General features: G+C 73.9%; 21 protein-coding genes. 14 read left to right on the top strand and 7 right to left on the bottom strand.

The features are described 5' to 3' along the window. The first annotated feature begins 166 nt into the window (after positions 1–166). Positions 167–406, top strand: coding sequence for a hypothetical protein (locus Q7L73_RS18535; RefSeq protein ID WP_304693260.1), 240 nt, complete (start codon positions 167–169; stop codon positions 404–406). Then, complete coding sequence (locus Q7L73_RS18530) at positions 403–2,073, top strand: SulP family inorganic anion transporter (protein WP_304693262.1); 1,671 nt, start codon at positions 403–405, stop codon at positions 2,071–2,073. The genes Q7L73_RS18535 and Q7L73_RS18530 overlap by 4 nt, the downstream gene beginning before the upstream one ends. Here the strand turns inward: Q7L73_RS18530 and Q7L73_RS18525 are convergent, their stop codons facing one another. Beyond that, entirely contained in the window at positions 2,074–2,457 is a 384-nt protein-coding gene (locus Q7L73_RS18525; RefSeq protein ID WP_304693264.1) for a hypothetical protein, read from the bottom strand. A 129-nt stretch (positions 2,458–2,586) separates the two neighbouring features. Between Q7L73_RS18525 and Q7L73_RS18520 the strand changes: the two genes are divergently transcribed. Both Q7L73_RS18520 and Q7L73_RS18515 read left to right on the top strand, forming a co-directional pair. Continuing rightward, a complete protein-coding gene (locus Q7L73_RS18520; protein ID WP_304693266.1) occupies positions 2,587–3,924 on the top strand; it encodes a PP2C family protein-serine/threonine phosphatase in 1,338 nt (445 codons plus the stop codon). 128 nt (positions 3,925–4,052) lie between these two features. Further along, complete coding sequence (locus Q7L73_RS18515) at positions 4,053–4,958, top strand: LysR family transcriptional regulator (RefSeq protein ID WP_304693268.1); 906 nt, start codon at positions 4,053–4,055, stop codon at positions 4,956–4,958. Positions 4,959–5,048: 90 nt separating this feature from the next. Here Q7L73_RS18515 and Q7L73_RS18510 read toward each other — a convergent pair whose 3' ends face one another. Both Q7L73_RS18510 and Q7L73_RS18505 read right to left on the bottom strand, forming a co-directional pair. Beyond that, entirely contained in the window at positions 5,049–6,911 is a 1,863-nt protein-coding gene (locus Q7L73_RS18510) for a M28 family peptidase (protein WP_304694286.1), read from the bottom strand. Positions 6,912–6,924: 13 nt separating this feature from the next. Then, on the bottom strand, positions 6,925–7,989 hold the full coding sequence (locus tag Q7L73_RS18505; protein WP_304694288.1) for an aminotransferase class V-fold PLP-dependent enzyme: 1,065 nt from the start codon (positions 7,987–7,989) through the stop codon (positions 6,925–6,927). A gap of 144 nt (positions 7,990–8,133) precedes the next feature. Between Q7L73_RS18505 and Q7L73_RS18500 the strand changes: the two genes are divergently transcribed. The 7 genes from Q7L73_RS18500 (at position 8,134) to Q7L73_RS18470 (ending at position 15,619) form a co-directional block, all read left to right on the top strand. Further along, positions 8,134–8,907, top strand: a complete 774-nt coding sequence (locus tag Q7L73_RS18500; RefSeq protein WP_304694290.1) for a FadR/GntR family transcriptional regulator — start codon at positions 8,134–8,136, stop codon at positions 8,905–8,907. A 13-nt stretch (positions 8,908–8,920) separates the two neighbouring features. Further along, entirely contained in the window at positions 8,921–10,546 is a 1,626-nt protein-coding gene (locus tag Q7L73_RS18495; RefSeq protein ID WP_304694292.1) for an ABC transporter substrate-binding protein, read from the top strand. An 11-nt stretch (positions 10,547–10,557) separates the two neighbouring features. Next, positions 10,558–11,505 carry an ABC transporter permease gene (locus Q7L73_RS18490; protein WP_304694294.1) on the top strand — a complete coding sequence of 316 codons (948 nt, stop codon included), beginning with the start codon at positions 10,558–10,560 and terminating at the stop codon, positions 11,503–11,505. Then, the gene (locus tag Q7L73_RS18485; protein ID WP_304694296.1) at positions 11,502–12,359 is read left to right on the top strand and encodes an ABC transporter permease; all 858 of its coding nucleotides are present in this window, start codon (positions 11,502–11,504) and stop codon (positions 12,357–12,359) included. The genes Q7L73_RS18490 and Q7L73_RS18485 overlap by 4 nt, the downstream gene beginning before the upstream one ends. Further along, a complete protein-coding gene (locus tag Q7L73_RS18480) occupies positions 12,356–14,131 on the top strand; it encodes an ABC transporter ATP-binding protein (protein WP_304694298.1) in 1,776 nt (591 codons plus the stop codon). The genes Q7L73_RS18485 and Q7L73_RS18480 overlap by 4 nt, the downstream gene beginning before the upstream one ends. Positions 14,132–14,260: 129 nt before the next feature. Continuing rightward, positions 14,261–15,307 carry an alcohol dehydrogenase catalytic domain-containing protein gene (locus tag Q7L73_RS18475; protein WP_304694300.1) on the top strand — a complete coding sequence of 349 codons (1,047 nt, stop codon included), beginning with the start codon at positions 14,261–14,263 and terminating at the stop codon, positions 15,305–15,307. 57 nt (positions 15,308–15,364) lie between these two features. Further along, the gene (locus Q7L73_RS18470; protein ID WP_304694302.1) at positions 15,365–15,619 is read left to right on the top strand and encodes a hypothetical protein; all 255 of its coding nucleotides are present in this window, start codon (positions 15,365–15,367) and stop codon (positions 15,617–15,619) included. A gap of 63 nt (positions 15,620–15,682) precedes the next feature. On the opposite strand, the gene Q7L73_RS18465 is transcribed toward Q7L73_RS18470, so the two are convergent. Next, entirely contained in the window at positions 15,683–16,162 is a 480-nt protein-coding gene (locus Q7L73_RS18465) for a fasciclin domain-containing protein (RefSeq protein ID WP_304694304.1), read from the bottom strand. A gap of 161 nt (positions 16,163–16,323) precedes the next feature. Here Q7L73_RS18465 and Q7L73_RS18460 point away from each other — a divergent pair, with 161 nt between their 5' ends. The 3 genes from Q7L73_RS18460 to Q7L73_RS18450 are packed head-to-tail and all read left to right on the top strand — an operon-like array spanning position 16,324 to position 19,460. Next, positions 16,324–16,914, top strand: a complete 591-nt coding sequence (locus Q7L73_RS18460; protein WP_304694306.1) for an RNA polymerase sigma factor — start codon at positions 16,324–16,326, stop codon at positions 16,912–16,914. Beyond that, on the top strand, positions 16,914–17,621 hold the full coding sequence (locus Q7L73_RS18455; RefSeq protein ID WP_304694308.1) for an anti-sigma factor: 708 nt from the start codon (positions 16,914–16,916) through the stop codon (positions 17,619–17,621). The genes Q7L73_RS18460 and Q7L73_RS18455 overlap by 1 nt, the downstream gene beginning before the upstream one ends. Next, positions 17,622–19,460 (top strand): glycoside hydrolase family 15 protein, encoded by a 1,839-nt coding sequence (locus Q7L73_RS18450; RefSeq protein ID WP_304694310.1) that lies wholly within the window; start codon positions 17,622–17,624, stop codon positions 19,458–19,460. It abuts the gene before it with no gap. Positions 19,461–19,469: 9 nt separating this feature from the next. Here the strand turns inward: Q7L73_RS18450 and Q7L73_RS18445 are convergent, their stop codons facing one another. The 3 genes from Q7L73_RS18445 to Q7L73_RS18435 all read right to left on the bottom strand — a co-directional run bounded on the left by Q7L73_RS18445 (position 19,470) and on the right by Q7L73_RS18435 (position 22,053). Then, the gene (locus tag Q7L73_RS18445) at positions 19,470–20,426 is read right to left on the bottom strand and encodes a TIGR03557 family F420-dependent LLM class oxidoreductase (RefSeq protein ID WP_304694312.1); all 957 of its coding nucleotides are present in this window, start codon (positions 20,424–20,426) and stop codon (positions 19,470–19,472) included. A gap of 30 nt (positions 20,427–20,456) precedes the next feature. Then, the gene (locus Q7L73_RS18440; RefSeq protein ID WP_304694314.1) at positions 20,457–21,020 is read right to left on the bottom strand and encodes a TetR/AcrR family transcriptional regulator; all 564 of its coding nucleotides are present in this window, start codon (positions 21,018–21,020) and stop codon (positions 20,457–20,459) included. A 61-nt stretch (positions 21,021–21,081) separates the two neighbouring features. Further along, positions 21,082–22,053 (bottom strand): enoyl-CoA hydratase/isomerase family protein, encoded by a 972-nt coding sequence (locus Q7L73_RS18435; RefSeq protein WP_304694316.1) that lies wholly within the window; start codon positions 22,051–22,053, stop codon positions 21,082–21,084. Positions 22,054–22,108 lie beyond the last annotated feature (55 nt).

Below are 22,108 nucleotides of genomic sequence, written 5' to 3'. Positions count from 1 at the left end.
GATACGAATCCTTGAAGTTATTGATACCTTTTGGCATCGCGCCGCTCACCGCGGCTGGTCGCTTCGCAGTGCTCCCGCAACCTCCCGCGTGAACGGTCCGATCTTCACTCTTCGCAGATGGCAGGCCGGCGACGGCAATGCCGGCAATCCGAGCGAGGTCCAAGGCGTGGCGGTCGCTCGTCTGGTGCTTCGCCGCACCGACGCCCCCGGCGCGCTGGTCGCCCTGGCCGATCGTCGCTACGCGCTCACCGGCCCGCTGATCGCCGTCGGCCCGCCACGACAGATGCGGCGGTTCCTGCGGCGCCGCACTGCGCTCGCACGCGAGCGTCCCGAGCAGATCTGGCTGCACGCCGCGTCGCTCTGCCTCGACGCCGACCTGCGCGATCAGGAGCGCCCACTGCTGTGAGGAGGCCCGCGGTCAGACGACTGCTGCCATCTCGGCGCGACTATCGCGACCTCTCGCGCTCGTGGCCCGGAGACCTGCTTGCCGGCGTGACGGTCGCGATCGTCGCGCTGCCGCTCGCGCTCGCCTTCGGCGTCACCTCGGGCCTCGGTGCCGAGGCCGGCATCGTCACCGCGATCGTCGCGGGCATCGTCGCCGGCGTCTTCGGCGGCTCCCACGTCCAGGTCAGCGGCCCGACCGGCGCGATGACGGTCGTGCTCGTGCCCGTCGTCGCCTCGGTCGGTCCCGGCGGCGTGCTCGTCGTCGCGCTCGCGGCCGGTCTGCTGCTCGTCGCCGCCGGCACGCTGCGGCTCGGGCGCTACGCGGGGATCCTCCCGTGGCCGGTCATCGAGGGCTTCACGCTCGGGATCGCGCTGCTGATCTTCCTCCAGCAGGTGCCCGCCGCGCTCGGCGTCCCCAAGCCCGACGGCGAGAACACGGCGCTCGTCGCCGCCGCCGCGCTCGGCGACTGGGCCGGCCGGGACTGGACGACGCTCGCGCTCGTCGCGCTCGTGGCCGGGCTGATGACCGGCCTGCCGCGATTGCACCGCGCCCTGCCCGCCTCGCTGTTCGCGGTCGCCGCCGCGACCGCGCTGGTCGAGCTGACCGGGCTCGGCGTCGCGCACATCGGCCACATCCCGTCGGGCCTGCCCGCCCCCGCGCTGCCGTCGCTCTCGCCGGACGAGCTGCCGGGCCTCCTCTCCGCGATCGTCGCCGTCGCCGCGCTGGCCGCGATCGAGAGCCTGCTCTCGGCCAAGGTCGCGGACGGGATGGGCGACGCCGAGCCCCACGACCCCGATCGCGAGCTGGTCGGGCAGGGCCTCGCGAACGTCGCCGTCTCGTTCTTCGGCGGGATGCCGGCGACCGGCGCGATCGCGCGCACCGCCGTCAACGTCCGCTCCGGAGCCCGCACGCGCGCGGCGACGATCGTCCACGGCGTCGTGCTGGCCGCGATCGTGCTCGCGTTCGCGCCGCTGATCGAGCGGATCCCGCTCGGCGCGCTCGCCGGCGTGCTGATGGTCACGGCCGTGCGGATGGTCGAGTTCGGCACCGTCGCCCGGATCGTCCGCTCGACGCGCGGCGACGCCGCGCTGCTGCTCACGACGGCGGCCGCGACGGTCGTCTTCGACCTCGTGATCGCCGTCGGCGTCGGCGTCGCGCTCGCCGCGGCGCTGGCGCTGCGCGCCGTCGCCGACAGCAGCACGTTCGACCGCGAGCAGCTCGCGGCCGCCGACGGGGAGGCGATCGACCCCGCGCTCGAGCACGCCCTCCTGCAGGAGCACATCGTCGCCTACCGGCTCGACGGCGCGCTCTTCTTCGGCGCCGCGCAGCGGTTCCTGCTGGAGCTGACCGAGGTCACCGACGTCAACGTCGTGATCCTCCGGCTCGGCCGGCTGCGCGTGCTCGACAGCACCGGGGCGCAAGCGCTCGGCGACCTGATCGACCATCTGCAGCGGCGCGGCATCACCGTCCTGCTCGCGTCGCTGCGCCCCGAGCACCAGCGCCTGCTCCAGCGCACCGGAACGCTCGACCAGCTCGTGCACGAGAACCACGTCCTGCCGACGCTTGACCAGGCGCTCGCGCACGCCCACCGCCACGTCGAACGCGACCGCGTCGGTCAGCCAGCTTGATCAGGCCCGGACGGAAAGCCGCTCGGTGACCTCGCGGAGCTGCCGTTCGAGATCCGCGATGCTCAGCGCCAACGCGCGCGGAAGCCTGTCCCGTCGACCAGCGGCGATCGCCTGCAGCGATCGCAGCACCCTCCGGATCCGCCGCTCTCGGTCGAGCAGCCGCTGACGCTCCAACTCCTGAGCTATCGTGCTCACAGGCGGAGCCCTGTCGACGACAGCCTCCTGGAGGGCGTGCTTGTCACGAGCTGGATCTCGCACCACGTTAAGGAATATCGGAGCGTCGTCGCCCGTACCAGCAACGATGGAAGTTTGATGAGCGTTGAGGCGGATTTCCGGAGCGAGAATGCCTGAGCACCGGCGCAGGTCAACCGTGATCAGGCGCACGCAGAGTTTCGATGCCGCCAGGCAGATCGTCGAGACCGAGTACGCGCGCGATCTGCAATTGGGCACGGTCCGGCAGCACTCCTTCGACGTACCGAGCGACCGCGCAGCACCGGTAGTCTCGCGCGCAACATGAGCAGCTTCGAGCGAGGTGCTGCGGATCAGCTTGGGCCCATAGACCAGGCATGGGTGAGGGATCGGCGCTCCGACGGTGCATTCGACCGCTTGGCCGAGGTCGCAGTCGACGTGCTCCGCGTGCCGGTGGCGCTGGTCTCGATCGCCAGCGGATACGAGCAGCTCTGCAAAGGCTCCTCAGGCCTGCCAGAGCCTTTGGCCTCGCAGCGATTGACACCTCTGGCCCACTCGTTCTGCCGACTCGTGGTGCGCGATGCCGCACCGTTGCTCATCGACGATGCCCGACACGACATGCGAGCGCCCGGCGACCTCGGGACCGGCGACGCTGAGATCGCTGCGTATGCGGGCGTCCCGTTGCGCGGGACCGAGGGCGACGTGATCGGCACCCTCTGCGCGATCGATCACAGACCGCGCGCCTGGCCGACGAGCGCGATCAAGCGTTTGGCGGCGCTGGGACGGCTGGCAGAGGAGATCCTGCGCGCACAGGCGCTCGCACTGGAGGCCGAGACCGCGAACAGACGTGCTCGCGAAGCGCAGACAGCTCGTCATCGCTCTGAGACTGCGGCGCATCAAGAGGCCGCGCGCGAGGCAGCCGCAGTCGAGCAGCTGAGCCGACGGCTGCAGCGCGCGCTCGTTCCGGCACGCTTGGACCAGCGGCTCAGCGGCCGCGTCGCGGTCACCTATCAGCCCGGTACCCGACGCTTGCTGCTGGGTGGCGACTTCGCGCACGTGCGAGCGCTTGAAGGAGGTGGGATCGCATTCGTCCTCGGCGATGTATGCGGGCACGGACCGGAAGCCGCCGCGCTCGCCGTCGCGCTGCGAGGGGCCTGGCTCACGCTCCAGCACGACGAGGCTCTCACCATCGAGCAGATCGCTCAACGGCTCGACGAGCTGGTGAGGGAGACCGGCGAGGAGGCGATCTTCGTGACCGCACTGCTCGCCTGCCTGCTGCCAGACCCACGCCTCGTGGTGCTCAGCGCTGGCCATCCCGCCCCCCTCTGGATCCCCGAGTCCGGCGATGCGCTCATCCTCGACCTGTCGCCAGGTCTGCCTCTCGGCCTCGCCGATCAAACGCGACCGTGGATCAAGCAGGAGATCGAACTCGAGGGCGACGGCACCCTGTTCGCCTACACCGACGGGCTCGTCGAGGGACGTGCACGACCAGGCAGCAGCGAGCGGTGGGGCGAGGCGCGTCTGCTTCAGGAGATCGCCACGCTCAACGCCGCGGAACGCGCGTTGGGAGCGCTCGGCCCGCGACTGACAGAGGCCGCGATCGCAGCGAATCAGAACCTGCTCGAGGACGACGTGGCGACGCTGCACCTGCGGAGCGTGTAGAGCGTTCGATCAGCCCGATCGCCTCATGCGAACCCGCGCCGCACTCGCTCGATCCAGCGCTTGAGGACGGGCGATGCCAGCTCCACGAGATCTCGATCAAACGGACGTCATGCGACAATCGAGAGCCTGTGCTCGACGTCCGCCGTCTGCAGATCCTGCTCGCCGTCGCCGAGCACGGCAGCTTCTCGGGAGCGGCGCGAGCGCTCGACTACACGCAGCCGGCCGTCAGCCATCACATCGCGAGGCTGGAGGACGAGGTCGGTCTGGCGCTCGTGACGCGCGCCGGGCGCGGGGTCAGACTGACCGAGGCCGGCCAGGCGCTCTGCTTCCATGCCCGCGACGTCGTCGCACGGCTGCGGCTCGCCGAGCACGAGCTGGCGGACTTCGCGAGGCTGCGGACCGGTCAGCTGCGGATCGCCGCCTTCCCGAGCGCGACCGCGACGCTCGTGCCTCCGCTGCTGGCGCAGCTGCGCGCCGACCACCCCGCGCTGGCGATCACGCTCGTCGAGCACGAGCCGCCGGAGGCGCTGGAGCTGCTGCAGAGCGGCGAGGTCGATCTCGTGCTCGCCTTCGCGTATCCGGAGGCGGCCCACGACGCCGACTCCAGTGTCGAGCTGGTGCCGCTGCTCGACGATCCGCTGCTGGCGGTCGTGCCGCCCGGCCATGCGCTCGTCGGCAGAGATCGCGCGCGGTTGCGCGATCTTGCAAGGGAGACCTGGATCGCCGGCTGCGACCGCTGTCGGCGTCACCTCCTGCACGCCTGCGCCGGCGACGGCTTCGAGCCTGAGATCGCCTTCGCGACCGACGACTACGTCGCCGTCCAGAGCCTCGTCGCGGCCGGCGTCGGCGTCGCGCTCGTCGCCGAGCTGGGCCTGCGCGCGGCGCAGCGGCCCGACGTCGCCGTCGTGGAGCTGGAGGACTCGCCGACGCGGCAGGTGTTCGCGGTGCTGCCGCGCACGAGCCGCCGCCCGCCGCCGCTCGCCGCCGCCGTCAGCGCGCTCCAGGCCGCCGCCGCGGCGCTGCCGGCGCGCTGACCGTCAGCGCCGTCCGCCCGCCGGCCACGCCGTCCGTCCGCCCGCCGCGCCGCCGCCGCGCCGCTGCCGCCCGGCGCGCCGCCCGCGGGCTCAGTCCCGCAGCGGCTCCTCGACCAGCGGCAGCAGCTCGCCGGACGCGACGCGGGCGACCTGGTCCAGGCGTCGCTCCAGCTCGGCGCGCGCGGCGGCGAGGTGCGCCTCCAGCGACTCCGTCAGCCACGGACCGGGCTCGCGCGCGCCGGCGTCGCCGCGCAGCGCGGCCAGCTCGTGCCAGAGGTCGGGGTCGGGTGCCGGCGGCGTCTGCCGCGCCCACGCCAGCCGCGGCTCGGCGGCTGTCCGCCGCGCCAGCTCGCGGGCGTGGACCGGCGCCGAGACGTAGTGCGCGTTGCGCGACCAGCCGATCGCGCGCAGCGCTCTCAGCGCGGCGCGGCGGTCGTCGCGAGCGAGCGCCGCGAGCGCGCTCTCCAGCGCGGCGACCGTCGCCGCGACCGCCTCGTGGGCGTAGCCGGGGACGTCGTCGTCGAGCGCGAACAGGCCGCGCCCGCTGGCAGTGAAGCGCTCACGGCCGCTCCCCGCCGCGAGCGCGTCGACGGCGGCGTCCAGGCGCGGTGTGCGGTGCGCTGCGAGCGATCTGCGCAGGTCGGCGGCGCGGGCGCGGTGGTCGAGGATCGCCGCGCCCTGCGCGTCGGCGTCGAGCAGCACGCGCGCGAACCAGCGCGTCAGCCGCGCGAGATGCTCGAAGTCGAGCGTCGTGCGGTCGTCGAACTGCGTGTGGTACTTGGTGCGCGCGAACGGCATGTGGAAGGTCGAGACGTTGACGCCGGGGACGCCGGCGGCGAGGAACGGCCACACCTCCGTCCAGGCGTTCGGCTTCCCCAGCGCCCAGCCATACGGCAGCAGTCCCTCGCGCTCGCCGGCGCGCAGCAGCCGCCGCATCCAGCGGCGCAGCTCGACCGGCGTGTCGGCGACGAGCGGATCGGGCGTGCCGGAGCCTTCGAGGTTGAAGTAGAACGGCACCGTCCCGGCCCACTCGCGGTGCTCGACGGCGATCTGCCACCAGGCGCCCCAGCACCAGTCGTAGGCGCTGTCGGCGAGCCCGAACTCCTCGGCGGTGTGGGAGACGAAGGCGATCGAGCGCTGCGGCGTCACGCCCGCGCCGGCGAGCGCCCGCGCCAGCGCGATCGTCGCGGCGACGCCGGAGTGGTCGTCCATGCTGCCGTAGAACCAGGCGTCGTGATGGCCGCCGACGACGATCGGCGCCAGCTCAGGTCTGCGTCCCGGCAGGAAGCCGACGACGTTGGCAGCGGTCCCTCTCGTCAGCTCGGCGTCGAGCATCACGGTCACCTCTGCCGGCGCGCTCGCGATCAGCCGCCGCGCGTCCTCGCGTCTGACCGTCACCATCGGCGGCGCATCGAGGTGCCAGAGGCCGTCGTTGGAGCCGAGCGCGCCCGGCTCCTGGTACATCGGGCCGCCCTGGAGGCAGGCGAGCACGATCGCGGCGGCGCCGCGAGCGCCCAGCTCCAGCGCTGCCGTCGCCGGCAGGAACATGCGGTCCTGCCAGTCGTAGAGGACGACGGCGCCGCGCAGGTCGGCGCCGTCGAGCGTGCGCGGGTCGCCGCCCTCGCAGACGACCAGCCGACCCGTCACGCCGCCGGCGGGGGTCGGCGGCACGCCGCCGAAGGAGGCGCCGTCGAAGCGCTCGCCGGCGGCCGTCGCGACCCACGCGTCGCGCAGGTGCCAGGCGTCGACGGGCAGCTCCTCCTCGACGACGCCGGAGAGGCCGGCGGCCGTCAGCTCGCCCGCGATCCAGCGTGTCATCGCGCGCTCGGGCGGCGTGCCGGCGGCGCTGAAGCCGAGCGCGTGGGAGCCGTGGCCGTCGAGCGTCGCGACGATCGCCTCCAGCGCTCCGGGGTCGATCAGCGCGTCGATGCGGGCGGGCTGGGCGTGGGGCATGCGGCGGGACCTTTCAGGAGGCGGAGCGCAGGAGCGGCGTGGCGGCGAGCACGGCGAGCGCGCGCTCGAGGTCGCGCTCGTCGTTGTAGAGGTGGAAGGCGAGGCGGACGCGGCCGCCGCGGCCGGAGGCGCGCACGCCGGCGGCGTGCAGCCGCTCCAGCGTGCCGTCGGGGGCCGGCAGCGAGACGATCGCGGAGTCGCTGCACTCCAGCCCCAGCTCGGCGCGCAGGCGGTTGGCGAGCGCGACGTCGTGGGCGCCGATCTGCTCGACGCCGACGGCCTCGATCAGCTCCAGCGCGCCGACGGCGCCGACCCAGCAGAGCCATGCCGGCGAGATGTCGTAGCGGCCGGCGTCGGGCGCCAGCCGCAGCGGCGGGCCGTAGAGCGCGGAGGTCGGCTGCGCGGCGCCGTACCAGCCGGCGGCGTTGGTCGGGACCTGCTCCCACAGCTCCTCTCGGATCGTCATGTAGGCGGTCCCGCGCGGGTTCAGCAGCCACTTGTAGCCGCCGCAGGCGGTGACGTCGAAGCGGGTCGCGTCGAGCGGCAGCCAGCCGCACGCCTGCGTCGTGTCGACCAGCGTGCGCGCGCCGTGATGCGCGGCCGCGGCCGCGATCTGCTCCAGCGGCGCGACGCGGCCGTCGAGCGACTGCACGGCGGAGAAGGCGACCCAGTCGGTCGTGCCGTCGATCGCGTCGGCGAGCTGCTCCAGCTCGACCAGCTCGAGGCGCACGCCGCGATGCTCCTGCGCCAGCAGCGGGAACAGCACCGAGGTGTACTCGTCGCGCGGCGCCAGCACCCGCGTGCCGGCCGGCATCGCGGCGGCGATCAGCCCGACGAAGGGCGAGACGACCGCGCCGAGCGCGACCTCCGCCGCCGGCGCGCCGACGAGCCGCGCGTAGGCGGCGCGCGCCGCGCCGACGGCGCCGTCCCAGCCGTCGAAGCCGCAGCGGCCGTGGCGCCACTCGTCGGCCGCGTCGGCGAACGCCGCGAAGGCGCGCCGCGGCGGCAGGCCGTAGGTGGCGGTGTCGAGATACGCCCCTTCGGGCGAGAAGTTGGCGCGGACGTGCGGGGAGAGCATGCGATCCACCGTGGCGGACGGCTGCGGCGCAAGCAATCGCGATCGTGACGAGGTGCTCAAAGCGGTCTCTATGGGTCGCGCCCCTTGACAGCGGCTGGGGCGTGACCCACACTCTCGCACCTCGAAGGTTCTTTGTGTAGACCAATGAACGCCAACGGCTCCTCGACACCCGAGCAGGACCCCGCCGCCCCGGACGACGACCCGCGGCTGCGGCGCTTCCGGCCGGTCCAGCTGCGGCGCGCGGCCGACGAGGTCGTCGCCGTGCTCGTCGACGCGATCCGCGGCGGCCTCTTCGAGGTCGGCGACCAGCTGCCGCGCGAGCGCGACCTCGCCGCCCAGCTCGGCGTCAGCCGGACCGTCCTGCGGCAGGCGATCTACGTGCTCGACCAGGCCGGCGTCGTCTCCGTCAGGCGCGGCAACCAGGGCGGCATCACGGTCGCCTCCAGCGCGAACGTGCCGACCGTCCTCGGCGCGCTCCACTCGCACACGCAGGCGACCGTCCGCACGTTGCTGGAGATGCGCCGCCCGGTCGAGCTGCAGGCCGCGCTGCTGGCCGGCACGCGCGGCACGCCCGCCGACTGGGTGCGGCTGGAGCAGCTCGTCAGCGCGTTGGAGGAGCGCGCCGGCGACAGCGACCAGTTCCTCGCCGCCGATGTCCAGTTCCACTTCACGATCGCCCAGATGGCGCAGAACGAGCCGCTGATGAGCTGCGTGCGCACCTTCTTCGACGCCTGGCTGGCGATCCGCGCCGCGCAGTTCCCGATCGGCCACGTCGACTTCGCCGAGGCGATCGTCAACCAGCGCGACACGCTCGAAGCGCTCAAGTCGCGCGACCGCGCCTGGATCGTCCGCTCGATGGACGTCCACCTCGGCGCGCTCGAAGCGATCTACCTCGGCCAACGCCTGACCTTCCCCTGAGAGGACCGCCGCCGTGACCGACTCGCCCAGACCGCCAGAGCCCGCCCGCGGGCTGACCCGCCGCCGCGTCCTGCAGGGATCGCTGACCGCGAGCGGCCTGCTGCTGCTCCCGGGCGCGCTCGCCGCCTGCGGCGACGACGGCGGCAGCGGCGCCGCGACCGACGGCCAGACGGTCGGCGGGGCGCAGACGATCGGCTCCGGCGGCACGCCCAGAAGCGGCGGCAGACTGCGCGTCGGCCACGTCGGCGGCGGCACCGCGGAGACGCTCGACCCCAACAGCGGCATCGTCGGGATCGACGTCGCGCGCGCCCGCCAGCTGTACGAGCTGCTGTTCGACTTCGACCCCAGAGGCGTCCCGCAGCCGCGCCTGGCGGAGTCGCTGGAGGCCGGCGCCAGAGCCGACAGATGGAGGCTGAGACTGCGCGCGGCGAACTTCCACGACGGCAGACCGCTGACCGCCGACGACGTGCTCGCGACCTGGAGACGGATCCGCACCAGAGCGCTCCAGAGCGCCAACGCGATCGCCGCGATCGACCTCAGAAAGACGAGAAGCACGGCGGACGACACGATCGAGATCGTGCTGAGCCGGCCGATCGGCGACCTCGCCTCGCTGCTCGCCCACCGCGCCTCGTTCATCATCCCCGCCGGCTTCAGCGACTTCGCCAGACCGAACGGGACCGGCCCCTTCACGCTCGTCTCGTTCAAGCCCGGCGAGCGCTCGCTGATGCGACGCAACCCCGGCTACTGGGGCGACGCGCCGCACGTCGACGAGCTGGAGCAGATCTCGATCCCCGACTCGACCGCCCGCTACAACGCGCTGCAGGGCGGCCAGGTCGACGCGATCGAGGCGATCGAGTTCGCGCAGGCGCGGCAGCTCGGCGACGGCACGAGCGGCCCGGTGCGGCTCGTGCGGACCGCCAACGCCTCCGCCCTGCCGACCTACATGCGCGTCGACGAGGCGCCCTTCACCGACCCGCGCGTGCGCAGAGCGATGCGGCTCGCCGTCGACCGCGAGCAGTCGGTCCAGGCTGCCCTGCTCGGCTACGGCTCGATCGGCAACGACCTCTTCGGCAAGGGCTATCCCTCCTACAACGACGCGCTGCCGCAGCGCGCCTACGACCCCGAGCAGGCGCGGTCGCTGCTGAGAGCGGCCGGGCAGGACGGCCTCACCGTCAAGCTCTACAGCTCGCGCGCGGTCCCCGGCATGCTGGAGGCGGCGACCGCCTACAAGCAGCAGGCGCAGGCGGCCGGCATCACGATCGACCTGCAGACCGTCCCCGCCGCCGACTACTACAGCGACCGCTACTACCTGAAGGTCGCCTTCGGCCAGGACCAGTGGAGCGGCTCGTTCGAGCAGACGACGCTCGACGGTCTGCTGCCCGACTCCGGCTTCAACATCACCGGCTGGAGAGACGCCGCCTGGCAGAGACGGTTCGTGCAGGCGCAGTCGATGACCGACGAGGCCGCTCGCAACGACGTCTACAAGGAGCTGCAGAGCACGCTCTACGACGAGGGCGGCCTGATCGTCTGGGGCTACGTCGACTTCCTCGACGCCGCCTCCGCCAGAGTCGAGGGGATCGTCACCAACCCCCTCTACAACCTCGGCTACTACGAGTTCCGGAACTGGTGGCTGGTGTAAAGCGACAGTCGTTGGGCGGGCTGGTCGCCCGCCGCGTCGGGATCGCGGTCGTGCTGCTGTGGATCGTCTCGCTGCTCGTCTTCGCCGCCACCCAGGTGCTGCCGGGCGACACCGCGAGCGCGATCCTCGGCAAGACCGCGACGCCCGACTCGCTCGCGCAGCTGCGGGCGCAGCTCGGGCTCGACCGGCCGCTGCTGCAGCAGTACACCGACTGGCTCGGCGGGCTGCTGCACGGCGACCTCGGCAGATCGCTGGCGGCCGGGCTGCCGGTCGGCGACCTGATCGGCGACCGCGTCGGCGCGACGCTGACGCTGGCGGCCGTCACGCTCGTGCTGCTGGTGCCGCTGGCGCTGCTGCTCGGCGTGCTGACGGGGACGCGGCGCGACGGCAAGCTCGACCAGGTCGTCAGCTGGATCACGCTCGCCGGCGTCGCGGTGCCGGAGTTCGTCACCGGCACGCTGCTGGCGCTGCTGCTGGCGACCTGGCTCGGCTGGCTGCCGGCCGTCTCGCTGATCCCGCCGGGCGAGTCGCCGCTCGCGCATCCGCAGTACATGGTGCTGCCGGTGCTCACGCTGCTCGTCGCCGGGCTCGCCTCGACGGTGCGGCTGGTGCGCGTCGGCGTCGCGCAGGCGGCCGCCGCCGACTACACCGAGATGGCGCGGCTGAGCGGCATCCCCGAGCGCCGCGTCGTGCGCCGCTGGGTCCTGCCGAACGCGCTCGCCGCCGGCGTGCAGGTGATCGCGCTGACGGCGCAGTGGCTGGTCGGCGGGATCGTGATCGTCGAGACCGTCTTCCAGTACCCCGGGATCGGGCAGACGCTCGTGCAGTCGGTGCAGTCGCAGGACATCCCCGTCGTGCAGGCGGTCGCGCTGCTGATCGCCGCGATCTACGTGCTGCTGAACCTGCTCGCCGACATCGCGCTGGTGCTGCTGGTGCCGAGACTGCGGAGCGCGCGATGAGCGTCACCGAGGCGACCGCCGCGCGGCCGGGCCGGCCGCTGACCGCCTTCCGCCGCCGCTTCGAGGGCCGCCGCGCCGGCCAGGTCGCGTGCCTGCTGCTGGCGCTGCTGCTGCTCGTCGTCGTGTTCGGGCCGCTGGTCGCGCCGTACGGCGCAAGCGAGATCGTCGGGATCCCCTACAGCGGCCCCAGCGGCTCGCACTGGCTCGGCACCGACTACCTCGGCCACGACGTCTTGAGCCGCGTGCTCGACGGCGGCCGCAGCGTCGTCGCCTACGCGCTGCTGGCGATGGCGACCGCCTACGGCGTCGGCGGCGTCGCCGGGCTCGTCGCGGGGCTGCGCGGCGGCCTTGTCGACGCGACGCTGATGCGGCTGATGGACGTGATCCTCGCCTTCCCGCCGATCCTGCTGCTGCTCGTGCTCGCCTCCGGCGTCGGCGGCTCGACGGCGATCCTCGTCGCCGGCGTGGCGCTCGTCAACGTGCCGGGGATCGCGCGCGTCGTGCGCGCGGCGACCGCCGAGGTCGCGACCCGCAGCTACGTCGAGGCGGCCGTCGCGCGCGGCGCCGGCACGGTCCCGATCCTGCGACACGACGTGCTGCCGAACATCGCCGCGACCGTCGCCGCCGACGCCGGCACGCGCTTCGCGATCTCGATCCTGCTGGCGGCGTCGATGAACTTCCTCGGCGTCGGGATCGAGCCGCCGTCCCCCGACTGGGCGGTGATGATGACCGAGAACCGCAGCGGTCTGACGCTGCAGCCGTGGGCGCTGCTGGCACCGGCGCTGCTGCTGGCGACGCTGACGGTGACCGTCAGCGTCGTCGCCGACGTGCTGACCCGCGAGGAGGAGCGATGAGCGCCGACGCCGCAGCGCTGGAGATCGCCGGCCTCGTCGTGCGCGCGCCCGGCGGCGCGGCGATCGTCGAGCAGGTCGAGCTGACCGTTCGCGGCGCCGAGATCGTCGCGCTCGTCGGCGAGTCGGGCTCGGGCAAGACGACCTGCGGCCTCGCCGCGCTCGGCTTCGCGCGCGACGGCGCGCGGATCGACGGCGGCAGCGTCCGCGTCGCCGGCCGCGAGCTGCTCGGCCTCGGCGAGCGCGAGCTGCGCGGGGTGCGCGGCCGCCACGTCTCGTACGTGCCGCAGAACCCCGGCAGCGCGCTCAACCCCGCGATGCGCGTCGGCGACCACCTGCGCGAGCTGCTGCGCGCGCACGGCCGCGCCGGCGACGACGCTGTCGTGCAGGCGGCGCTGGAGCGCGTCCACCTGCCCGGCGAGCGCGCCTTCCGGCGCCGCTGGCCGCACCAGCTCTCCGGCGGACAGCAGCAGCGGCTGGCGATCGCGCTGGCGCTCGCCTGCGAGCCGGCCGTCGCGGTGATGGACGAGCCGACGACCGGCCTCGACGTCGTCACGCAGGCGCGGATCCTCGACGAGGTGCGGCGGCTGCGCGACGCGTCCGGCCTCGGCGTCCTCTACATCTCGCACGACCTCGCCGCGGTCGCCTCGATCGCCGACCGCATCGCCGTCATGTACGCCGGCCGGGTCGTCGAGCAGGGGCCGGCGGCGGAGCTGCTGGCGCGCCCCTGCCATCCCTACACGCGCGGGCTGCTGGCGTCGCTGCCCGACCATCGCGAGCCGCGCCGGCTGCGCGGCATCGGCGGGGCCGTCGCCGCGTTGGACGCGCGCCCGGCCGGCTGCGCCTTCGCGCCCCGCTGCCCGCTGGCGAGCGACGCGTGCCGTGCGCAGGCGCCGCCGCTGACGAGCCCCGCGGCCGATCGCGCCGTGCGCTGCTTCCACGCCGCGCAGACGCCGCCGCCGGCGTTCGAGCCGCTGCCGCAGCGCGCGGCCGCCGATGGCGCGGCGTTGCTGGCAGTGCGCGACCTGCGCGTCAGCTTCGGCGGCGGCGACGTCGTCGCCGCCGACGACGTCGGCTTCGCGCTCGCACGCGGCGAGTGCCTCGCGCTCGTCGGCGAGTCGGGCAGCGGCAAGACGACGATCGCCCGCTGCGTCGCGGGACTGCAGCGGCCCGACGGCGGCGAGATCGCACTCGCCGGAGAGCCGCTGGCGGGGTTCGCACGCGGCCGCACGCGCGAGCAGCGACGACGGCTGCAGATCGTCTTCCAGAACCCGTACCAGAGCCTCAACCCGCGCGAGACGGCGATCGAGGCGGTCGCCCGTCCGCTGCGCGAGCTGGGCCGCGACCACGCCGCCGGCGGCCGCGCCGCGTCGCTGCGCGCCGCCGAGCAGATGCTGGAGCGGGTCCAGCTGCCGCGACGCCTGGCCCACAGCCGCCCCGCCGCGCTGTCGGGCGGCGAGCTGCAACGAGTCGCGATCGCACGCGCGCTCGTGGTCGAACCGGAGCTGCTGCTGTGCGACGAGATCACCTCCGCGCTCGACGTCAGCGTCCAGGCCGCGGTCCTCGAACTGCTCGGCGGACTGCGCGACGAGCTCGGCCTCACGCTGCTGTTCATCACCCACGACCTCGGCGTCGTCGCCGCGATCGCCGACCGCGTGCTCGTGCTGCAGCGCGGCAGCGTCGTCGAGACCGGTCCCGTCGGGCAGGTCGTGCGCGCCCCGGCTCAGCCCTACACGCAGGAGCTCGTCGCAGCAGCGCCGAGCCTCAGCCGCTGAGCGCCGTCCCCACCCGCGCCGCACTCGCGTTCACGCGGACAACTACGGATCGGGACAGCATCGACTGCCGATGACGCGCGCAACGTCGGGTGAGATCGTCAGTGCCCGTCCGAACCGAAGGAGCATCTGATGCGCGCCGCCGTCGTCCACGCGTTCGACCGCCCGCTGGCGATCGAGGAGATCCCCACCCCCGTGCCCGATTCGGGGCAGGTACTGGTGCGGATCGAGGCCGCGGGCCTCTGCCACACCGACATCCATGCCGCCCGCGGCGAGTGGCCGGTCAAGCCGACGCCGCCGTTCGTCCCCGGCCACGAGGGCGTCGGCACGATCGTAGAGCTCGGCCCCGGCGAGACGCACGGGCTCGCGACCGGCATGCGCGTCGCGCTCCCCTGGCTCGGCTACGCCTGCGGCAGCTGCCGCTGGTGCAACAGCGGCCGCGAGACGCTCTGCCCCGACCAGCTCAACACCGGCTACTCGATCAACGGCGGCTTCGCCGAGTACGCCGTCGGCTACGCGCGCCACGTGGTCGCCGTCCCCGAAGGGATCGACCCGATCGACGCCGCGCCGCTGACGTGCGCCGGCGTGACGACCTACAAGGCCGTGAAGGAGTCGGGTGCTCGCGCGGCCGACGTCGTCGCCGTCTTCGGCGCCGGCGGCCTCGGTCACCTCGCCATCCAGTACGCCCGCATCACCGGCGCCGAGGTCGTCGCCGTCGACGTCAACCCGGCCCGGCTGCGCAACGCCCAGGCGGTCGGCGCCGCGCACGTGGTCGACGCCAGCCAGCAGGACCCGGTCGCGGCGATCCAGCGGCTCGGCGGCGCCGACGTCGCGATCGCGACCGCCGTCAATCCGCTGGCGTTCGAGCAGGCGCTGCGCTCGCTCGCGCGCGGCGGACGGCTGGTCTGCGTCGGCCTCCCGGCCCACAACGAGATGCAGCTGCCGATCTTCGAAACCGTTCTCGGCGGGCTGACGGTGAAGGGCTCGATCGTCGGCACCCACCACGACCTCGAAGAGGTCTTCGCGCTCCACCGCCGCGGCCTGACCCGCGTCGAGCACGCCGAGCGCGAGCTGGAGGAGGTCAACGACGCGATCGAGCAGGTGCTCGACGGCAGCGCGGAGTCGCCGCGCCTCGTCTTCCGCATGCAGCCGGGCGCGGACAGCCCGCCGGTCAGCTGAGACGCGCTGACGTCGAGAGCAGGCGTTCCGTCGGCTGCGCGCGCGAGCATCCCGGTCATGCCCACCTACCGGATCGGCTTCGCCGCCGAGGACCCCGCGGTCGCCGAGGCCTTCACCGACGCGCTGCGCGAGCTGCTGCCGAGCGCCGTCGGGGAGACGATCGCGCCGACCGCCGACGCCGTCTACGTGCTGCTCGACGACCTTCACGACGAGCATGCCGCAGCCCACTGGGCCGACCAGGCGACCGCGCGAGCGCGCGCGATCGCCGGGATCGGTCCTGAGCTGATCAGCACGACCGTCGTGGCGATGTGATGCCTCGGCCCGCAGCCCCTGGTCCGCGGCGCGGGCCACGCGCCGAGGGCGCTGCTGCCGCGGTCATCGCGGCGGGATCAGGACCCGGTTGATGACGTGGATGATGCCGTTGCTGGCCTTGACGTCGGTCTTGACGACCTTGGCGTCGTTGACGAAGACGCTTCTGCCGCGGACCCGGATCTTCACGTCAGGGCCGGCGAGCGTGGGCGCGGTTCTCAGCGTGACGATCGTTCTGGCCGGGACCGCTCCTCTGAGCACGTGGTAGAGCAGGACCCGCCGCAGCGCTCTTCTGTCTCGCGCGAGCGCGTCGAGCGTTCTCTTCGGCACCTTCGAGAAGGCGGCGTTGGTCGGCGCGAGCACCGTGAGCTTGGCCGAGCTCGACAGCGCTCTCACGAGCCCCGCCGCTCTCACCAGTCTGACCAGCGTCGAGAACTGCTTGTCGGATGCGGCGACCTGGACCAGGTCGGGGTGCCTGGCCGCGGTGGCGGCGGGCGTGCCCACCAGTCCCGCGACGATCGTCGCGGACAGCAGGAGTCCGAGCATGCGCTTCACGATGTGCCTCCGTTGGAGTGGATGACGGCTGTGTCTCCCCCTGTACGCGGCCCTCGCGACGTGCGGTTGGGAAGTTCGCCGCAACCGATCGCCGGTTCGGATACGTATCCTCTGCGATGGCCGCGACCGCTCCTCCGCCTCAAGGTTCGGGCATGCTCCACGACGTGGACGACGCGAGGGCACAGAGCCGGCGCGCGCAGCGGCGGGACCGCCGGCTGATCCGCGCGCTGCGCAGGCAGGACCCGTCCGCGATCGCGCAGTTGCAGGAGCGCCACGGCGCGATGCTGCTCGGCTACCTGACCGGCGTGCTCGGGGACCGCGCAACTGCCGAGGACGTGCTGCAGGTGACGCTGACGGAGGTGTGGCAGCGCGGTCCCGGATACGACCCCGCCCGCGCGTCGCTGCTGACGTGGGTGATGATGATCGCCCGGTCGCGCGCGCTGGACCAGCTGCGCCGTCGCGTGCCCGAGCCGCACGATCCCGAGACGGCGACGACGCTGCTCGACCGCGACGCGTCCGGGGCGGGCACCGAGGTCGACGCCCTGCTCGACCGCTGGCAGGTCGCCGCGCTCCTGACCCAGCTGCCGACCGCCGAGGCGGAGCTGCTGCGGCTGCGCTTCTACCGCGGTCTGACGCAGCGCGAGATCGCGGCGCGGACGGGTCTTCCGCTGGGGACCGTCAAGATGCGGATGGTGCAGGCGCTGGACCGGCTGCGCACGCTCCTCGACGAGGAGGCGCCGTGATGACAGACGACCGATCCCCCACTCCCGACGCGGATCTCAGCAGCTACCTGCTCGGCGAGCTGGACGCCGGTGCGCGTGCGCGGTTCGAGCACCGGCTCGCCGAGGATGCCGACCTGCGCGCGCAGGTCGAGCGGCTCGCTCCCGTCGTGACACGGCTCTACGAGCTGCCGGAACAGGCATGGGAGGTGCTGCCGCCGTCGTCGCAGCCGTCGAAGGCGGGATCGCATGCGGCGCTGCGGAGCGGCCGACGTGCATGGCTGCCTTCACTTCCAGCGCGCCGGTGGGTGGCGGGCGGCCTCGCGGCCGTCGCGCTGCTGGTCGCCGGCGCGGGCGCCGGCGCGCTGCTCGAGCGTGGCCGCGACTCGTCGGTGACGCGCGGGCCCGAGGTCGCCCTCGCGCCGTTCGGGCGAGCGCCGGCCGGTGCCTCCGCGAACGCCCGGATGGTCGCTCCCAACCGGATGCGGCTGAGCGTCGAGGACCTGCCTCCCTCCCCCGCCGGGAGCTACTACGAGGCGTGGCTGCTCGACGGCCCTGGGCGCGTGGTGCCCGTCGCCGCGTTCTCGGTCGGTCCCGACCGCCGCGCCGTCGTCGAAGTGCCGCTGCCGGCCGCTGCCGACCGCTACCGCTTCCTCGACATCTCGCTGCAGCACGTCGGCGCAGGCACCGCGCACTCCGGCGACTCGCTCCTCCGAGGCGCCCTGAGCTAGATGAGCACGCCGCCGATCTCGGGCTACGCGCTGATCGGCGACTGCCAGACGGCGGCGCTGGTGGGGCGCGACGGGTCGGTCGACTGGTGGCCGGGGCCGCGCTTCGACGGGCCGAGCGTCTTCAGCCGTCTGCTCGATCGCGACGCCGGCCACTTCTGGCTGCGTCCGACGGCGCCGTACACGGTGACGCGCCGCTACCTGCCGCGCACGATGGTGCTGGAGACGACGTTCGCGACCGCGGCCGGCAAGCTGGTCGTGAGCGACTGCCTCGCGTTCGCCGCGGGCGCGCGCGGGCACGAGATCGGGCTGGAGGTGCCGCACGCGCTCGTGCGCGTCGTCGCGGCGCGCGGCGGCGCGGTCGAGTTGGAGGGCGAGCTGCGGCCGCGGCTGGAGTACGGCCTCGCAGCGCCGTCGTTCCTCGCCGAGCGCGACGGGCTATCGACGATCGGCGGCGCGGAGCGGCTGCGGCTGGACGGCGACCTGCCGTTCACGCCGCGCGGCACCGTCGCGACCGCGCGACTGACGCTCGCTGACGGGGAGCGGCGTGGCGTCGCCCTGCGTCGCGCGCCCGGCATGTCGCTGCCGCCAGGCGTGCTCGATCCCCATGCCGCGCTGAGCGAGACGATCGCCGGCTGGCGCTCGTGGGCCGAGCAGCACGACCATCGCAGCGGCCCGTTCGGCGAGCTGGTGCAGCGCAGCGCGCTGATCCTGCAGGCGCTGACCTACCAGCCGACCGGCGCGCTGGTCGCGGCCGCGACGACCTCGCTGCCCGAGCGGATCGGCGGCGAGGCCAACTGGGACTACCGCTACGGCTGGCTGCGCGACGCGAGCCTGACGGCGCGGGCGCTGCTGGAGGCGGCCTGCGCCGACGAGGCCGAGCGCTGGTTCGCCTGGACGATCGCCGCCGCGCGCACTTGCGCAGAGGCCGACCACGTCCAGATCGTCTTCGGCGTCGGCGGCGAGCGAGCGTTGCACGAGCAGACGCTCGACCACCTGCGCGGCTACCGCGACAGCAGCCCGGTGCGAATCGGCAACGACGCCTGGCGCCAGCTCCAGCTCGACGTCTTCGGCGAGCTGCTCGGGATCGCCGCCCACCTGCACGAGCGGCTCGACGGCTTCACGCTCGACGCGCCGACGGCCGGCTTCCTCGCCCAGCTCGCCGATCGCGCCGCACGCGACTGGGAGCTGCCCGACGCCGGCATGTGGGAGAGCCGCGACGAGCCGCGCCACCACACGATCTCCAAGCTGCTCTGCTGGGTCGCGCTCGACCGCGCCGTCGTGCTCGCGCCGCTGCTGGAGGCGGCGCTCGCCGATGGCGACCCGACCCGGCCCGGCGAGCCGCGGCCGCAGCCGCGCGAACGCGTCGCCACCTGGGCGCGCGAGGCGGAGCGGATCCGCGCCGCGCTGCTGGAGCGGGCCTGGAACGAGCGGCTCGGCGCCTTCGCCGGCACGCTCGACGGCGACGGGCTCGACGTCGCGGTGCTGCTGATCGGCCTCAGCGGGCTGCTGGAGCAGGACGACCCGCGGCTGGCCTCCACCGCGACGGTGCTGGAGCGCGAGCTCGGCGCCGGCGGGCTGCTGCGCCGCTGGAGCGGCGCCGAGGACGGCGCGTTCCTGCCCGCGACCTGCTGGCTGGCGCAGTGGCGCGCCGAGACCGGCGACCCCGCAGCGGCGCGCGAACTGCTCCAGCGCGTGCTCGCGCACGCCAACGACGTCGGCCTGCTGAGCGAGGAGGCCGACCCGGCGAGCGGCGAGTCCCTCGGCAACGTGCCGCAGGCGCTGACCCACGCCGGCGTCATCAACGCCGCGGCTGCGATCGAGCACGCCGAGCGCGACTGAGGCGCCTGCTCATCGCTCCTCGAAACGCGGCAGCACCTCGGCCGCCCACGTCTCGAAGAAGGCGTCCTGCAGCGGACCGACCTGCTGCACGAACAGCTCGTCGACACCGGCGTCGGCGTACGCCTGCAGCGCCGCGACATGCTCGTCGAGATCCGGGCCGCAGGCGGTCGGCGAGTCGGCGATCGCCTGCTCGCTGACGAGCTCGGCGGCCTGCTCGAAGTGCTCGGGGGTCGGCAGCACCTGCGCCAGCTCGCCGGGCAGCGCCTCGTTGGGCCACAAGCGGTGGACGGTCTTGACCGCCTCCTCGCGCGAGGGCATGAAGCAGACCTTCGTGCCGGCCTGCACCGGCCCTCTGCCGCCCTCGCGACGGTACTGCGCGATCAGCTCCTGGTCGGGCGAGGTCGTCGCATAGCCGTCGCCGACGCGCGCCGCCAGCGACGCCGCCTTCGGCCCGAACGCCGAGACGATCACCGGCGGCGGCTCGTCCGGCACGTCGTAGAGACGCGCGTGCTCGACGGCGTAGTGCGTGCCGTCGTGCTGGACGACCTCGCCGGCCCACAGCTCGCGCATCACCGCGATCGCCTCCTCCAGCATCGCCAGCCGCTCGTCGGCGCCGGGCCAGCGGTCGCCGAGGATGTGCTCGTTGAGCGCCTCGCCGCTGCCGACGCCGAGCGTGAAGCGGCCCTTCAGCAGCAGCGCGCTGGTCGCCGCCGCCTGCGCGATCACGGCCGGGTGGATCCGCATCGTCGGGCAGGTGACGCCGGTACCGAGCGGCAGTCTCGTCGCCTGCGCGATCGCGCCGATCACCGACCACACGAACGGGCTGTGACCCTGCGCATCGTTCCACGGGTGGTAGTGGTCGGAGATCCACAGCCCGGCGAAGCCGGCCTGCTCTGCGCGGATCGCCTGTGCGACGAGGTCGGCCGGGCCGAACTCCTCGCTGGAGAGGAAGACACCGATTCTCATGGCCGATCCGCTACCCGCCGCACCGCGTTGCTAACGCGGGCGGGACGCCGTGCCGTCGCTCGCCGGATCCGTCTGCTGCGTCGCCACGAGCAGCTGGCGCAGCTGTTCGGCGACACGTTCCAGCGGGCGCAGCGTTCCTTCGGCGCGCACGAGGATCAGCGCGCCCTCGACCGCGGCGATGCAGGTGACGGCGAGCCCCTCCGCCTGCGCGACCGGGACATGGGCGGCGAAGGCGTCGGTGAGGATCCGCTCCCAGCGGCTGAAGCCGGCGGCGGCCGCGCGGCGGGCCGCCGAGCCGGGGGTCGAGTCGAGCGCGCCGGCGGCGACGGCGCAGCCGGCCATGTACTGCTCTTCGCGCACGATCCCGGCCCACAGCTCGATGAAGCCGTCGAGCGCCCGCAGCGGGTCGCCGGCGGCGAGCAGCTGCTCGAGCTGTCCGGCGATCCAATCGGCGCCGTGCTCGGTCGCCGCGGCGGCAAGCTGGGCGCGGCCGTCGGGGAAGTGGTGGTACACGGAGCCGCGCGGCGCGCCGCTGTCGGCGAGCACGTCCGCGAACGCCGTCCCCGCGACGCCGTGCATGCGCTGCAGGCGCACGGCGCTCCTGATCATCTTCTCTTTGGCGTCGGATCTGCGCGTCATCGGGCGGCCGCGCTCATCATGCCACCGTCGGTTCGGTCGCGTCACCGAACGTTCCAGCCGCAAGCGCGCGGGCGTAGCTGTCGGGGTCATAGAGCGGCAGCTCGCCGTCGGCCTCGGTGCGCCGCATGTAGGCCAGCATCCGCTGCTGCGCATCCGAGCCGGACAGGACCGCGAGGAACTCGGCCCGCTCGCGCAGCAGACCGCCCGCCAGCCCCGTCGAGCCGCCGAGGTAGACCGAGCGCTTGACGGCCGCGACCGCCGTCTTCGGGCGCGCGCCATAGCGCTCCGCGACCACGACCGCCCGCTCGACCAGCTCGGCGGGCGCGACCAGCTCGTCGACGGCGCCGATCGCGAGCGCCTCGCGAGCCGCCAACGGCCTGCCGTCGAGGATCGCCAGCAGCGAACGGTGGGAGCCGACCAGCCGGGTCAGGCGCTGCGTCCCGCCGCCGCCCGGATTGAAGCCGAGCAGGATCTCCGGCTGGCCGACGAAGTGCGCGCCGTCGGCCATCAGCCGCAGATCGCAGGCCCAGGCCAGCTCCGCTCCGGCGCCGAGGGCCGAGCCGTTGAGCGCGGCGACGAAGATCGCTCCGCAGGAGTTCATCCGCAGGAAGGTGTCGTGCAGCCGATCCAGCTCGACGACCCCGCGCAGCGGCGTCCGGCGCGCGAACGGCGCCAGCGGCCGCGCCCGCCGCACGACGCCGGCCAGCCGCGCGACCGCGGACGCGCCGCGGACGCCGACGCGCGGGCTGTCGCGCCCGCCCTCCTGCAGCCAGCGGATGCTCGCGTGGCTGACGAACCGCTCCGGATGCGTCCCGGTCACGACGACCGCGCGGACCGCGTCGTCGTGCTGCGCCCGCAGCACGACCTCGCGCAGACCGTCCGCGAGCGGTCGCTCGAACAGGCCCAGCGGGCCGGTCCGCAGCCGTGCGACGAGGACGCCCGGCGCGGCCTCCTCGACGTCCACCCGCGGCGCTTCGATCTCACTCATCCGTCTCTCCTCTGTGATGTGGCGGCGGCAGGCGCGCGAGCTCGTCGAGTCGCGC

This window comes from Conexibacter sp. CPCC 205762, assembly GCF_030646155.1.
Taxonomy (GTDB): Bacteria; Actinomycetota; Thermoleophilia; order Solirubrobacterales; family Solirubrobacteraceae; genus Conexibacter.
Note: the sequence above shows the minus strand (reverse complement) of the source record. Positions and strands in the feature narration are given on the sequence as shown.

Bases quoted from the DNA above. Each gene is read 5' to 3' on its own strand.
- Q7L73_RS18520 (WP_304693266.1), top strand. From the start codon at position 2,587: ATGAGCAGCTTCGAGCGAGGTGCTGCGGATCAGCTTGGGCCCATAGAC.
- Q7L73_RS18510 (WP_304694286.1), bottom strand. From the start codon at position 6,911: ATGCCCCACGCCCAGCCCGCCCGCATCGACGCGCTGATCGACCCCGGA.
- Q7L73_RS18505 (WP_304694288.1), bottom strand. From the start codon at position 7,989: ATGCTCTCCCCGCACGTCCGCGCCAACTTCTCGCCCGAAGGGGCGTAT.
- Q7L73_RS18500 (WP_304694290.1), top strand. From the start codon at position 8,134: ATGAACGCCAACGGCTCCTCGACACCCGAGCAGGACCCCGCCGCCCCG.
- Q7L73_RS18485 (WP_304694296.1), top strand. From the start codon at position 11,502: ATGAGCGTCACCGAGGCGACCGCCGCGCGGCCGGGCCGGCCGCTGACC.
- Q7L73_RS18480 (WP_304694298.1), top strand. From the start codon at position 12,356: ATGAGCGCCGACGCCGCAGCGCTGGAGATCGCCGGCCTCGTCGTGCGC.
- Q7L73_RS18475 (WP_304694300.1), top strand. From the start codon at position 14,261: ATGCGCGCCGCCGTCGTCCACGCGTTCGACCGCCCGCTGGCGATCGAG.
- Q7L73_RS18470 (WP_304694302.1), top strand. From the start codon at position 15,365: ATGCCCACCTACCGGATCGGCTTCGCCGCCGAGGACCCCGCGGTCGCC.
- Q7L73_RS18465 (WP_304694304.1), bottom strand. From the start codon at position 16,162: ATGCTCGGACTCCTGCTGTCCGCGACGATCGTCGCGGGACTGGTGGGC.
- Q7L73_RS18460 (WP_304694306.1), top strand. From the start codon at position 16,324: ATGCTCCACGACGTGGACGACGCGAGGGCACAGAGCCGGCGCGCGCAG.
- Q7L73_RS18455 (WP_304694308.1), top strand. From the start codon at position 16,914: ATGACAGACGACCGATCCCCCACTCCCGACGCGGATCTCAGCAGCTAC.
- Q7L73_RS18450 (WP_304694310.1), top strand. From the start codon at position 17,622: ATGAGCACGCCGCCGATCTCGGGCTACGCGCTGATCGGCGACTGCCAG.
- Q7L73_RS18445 (WP_304694312.1), bottom strand. From the start codon at position 20,426: ATGAGAATCGGTGTCTTCCTCTCCAGCGAGGAGTTCGGCCCGGCCGAC.
- Q7L73_RS18435 (WP_304694316.1), bottom strand. From the start codon at position 22,053: ATGAGTGAGATCGAAGCGCCGCGGGTGGACGTCGAGGAGGCCGCGCCG.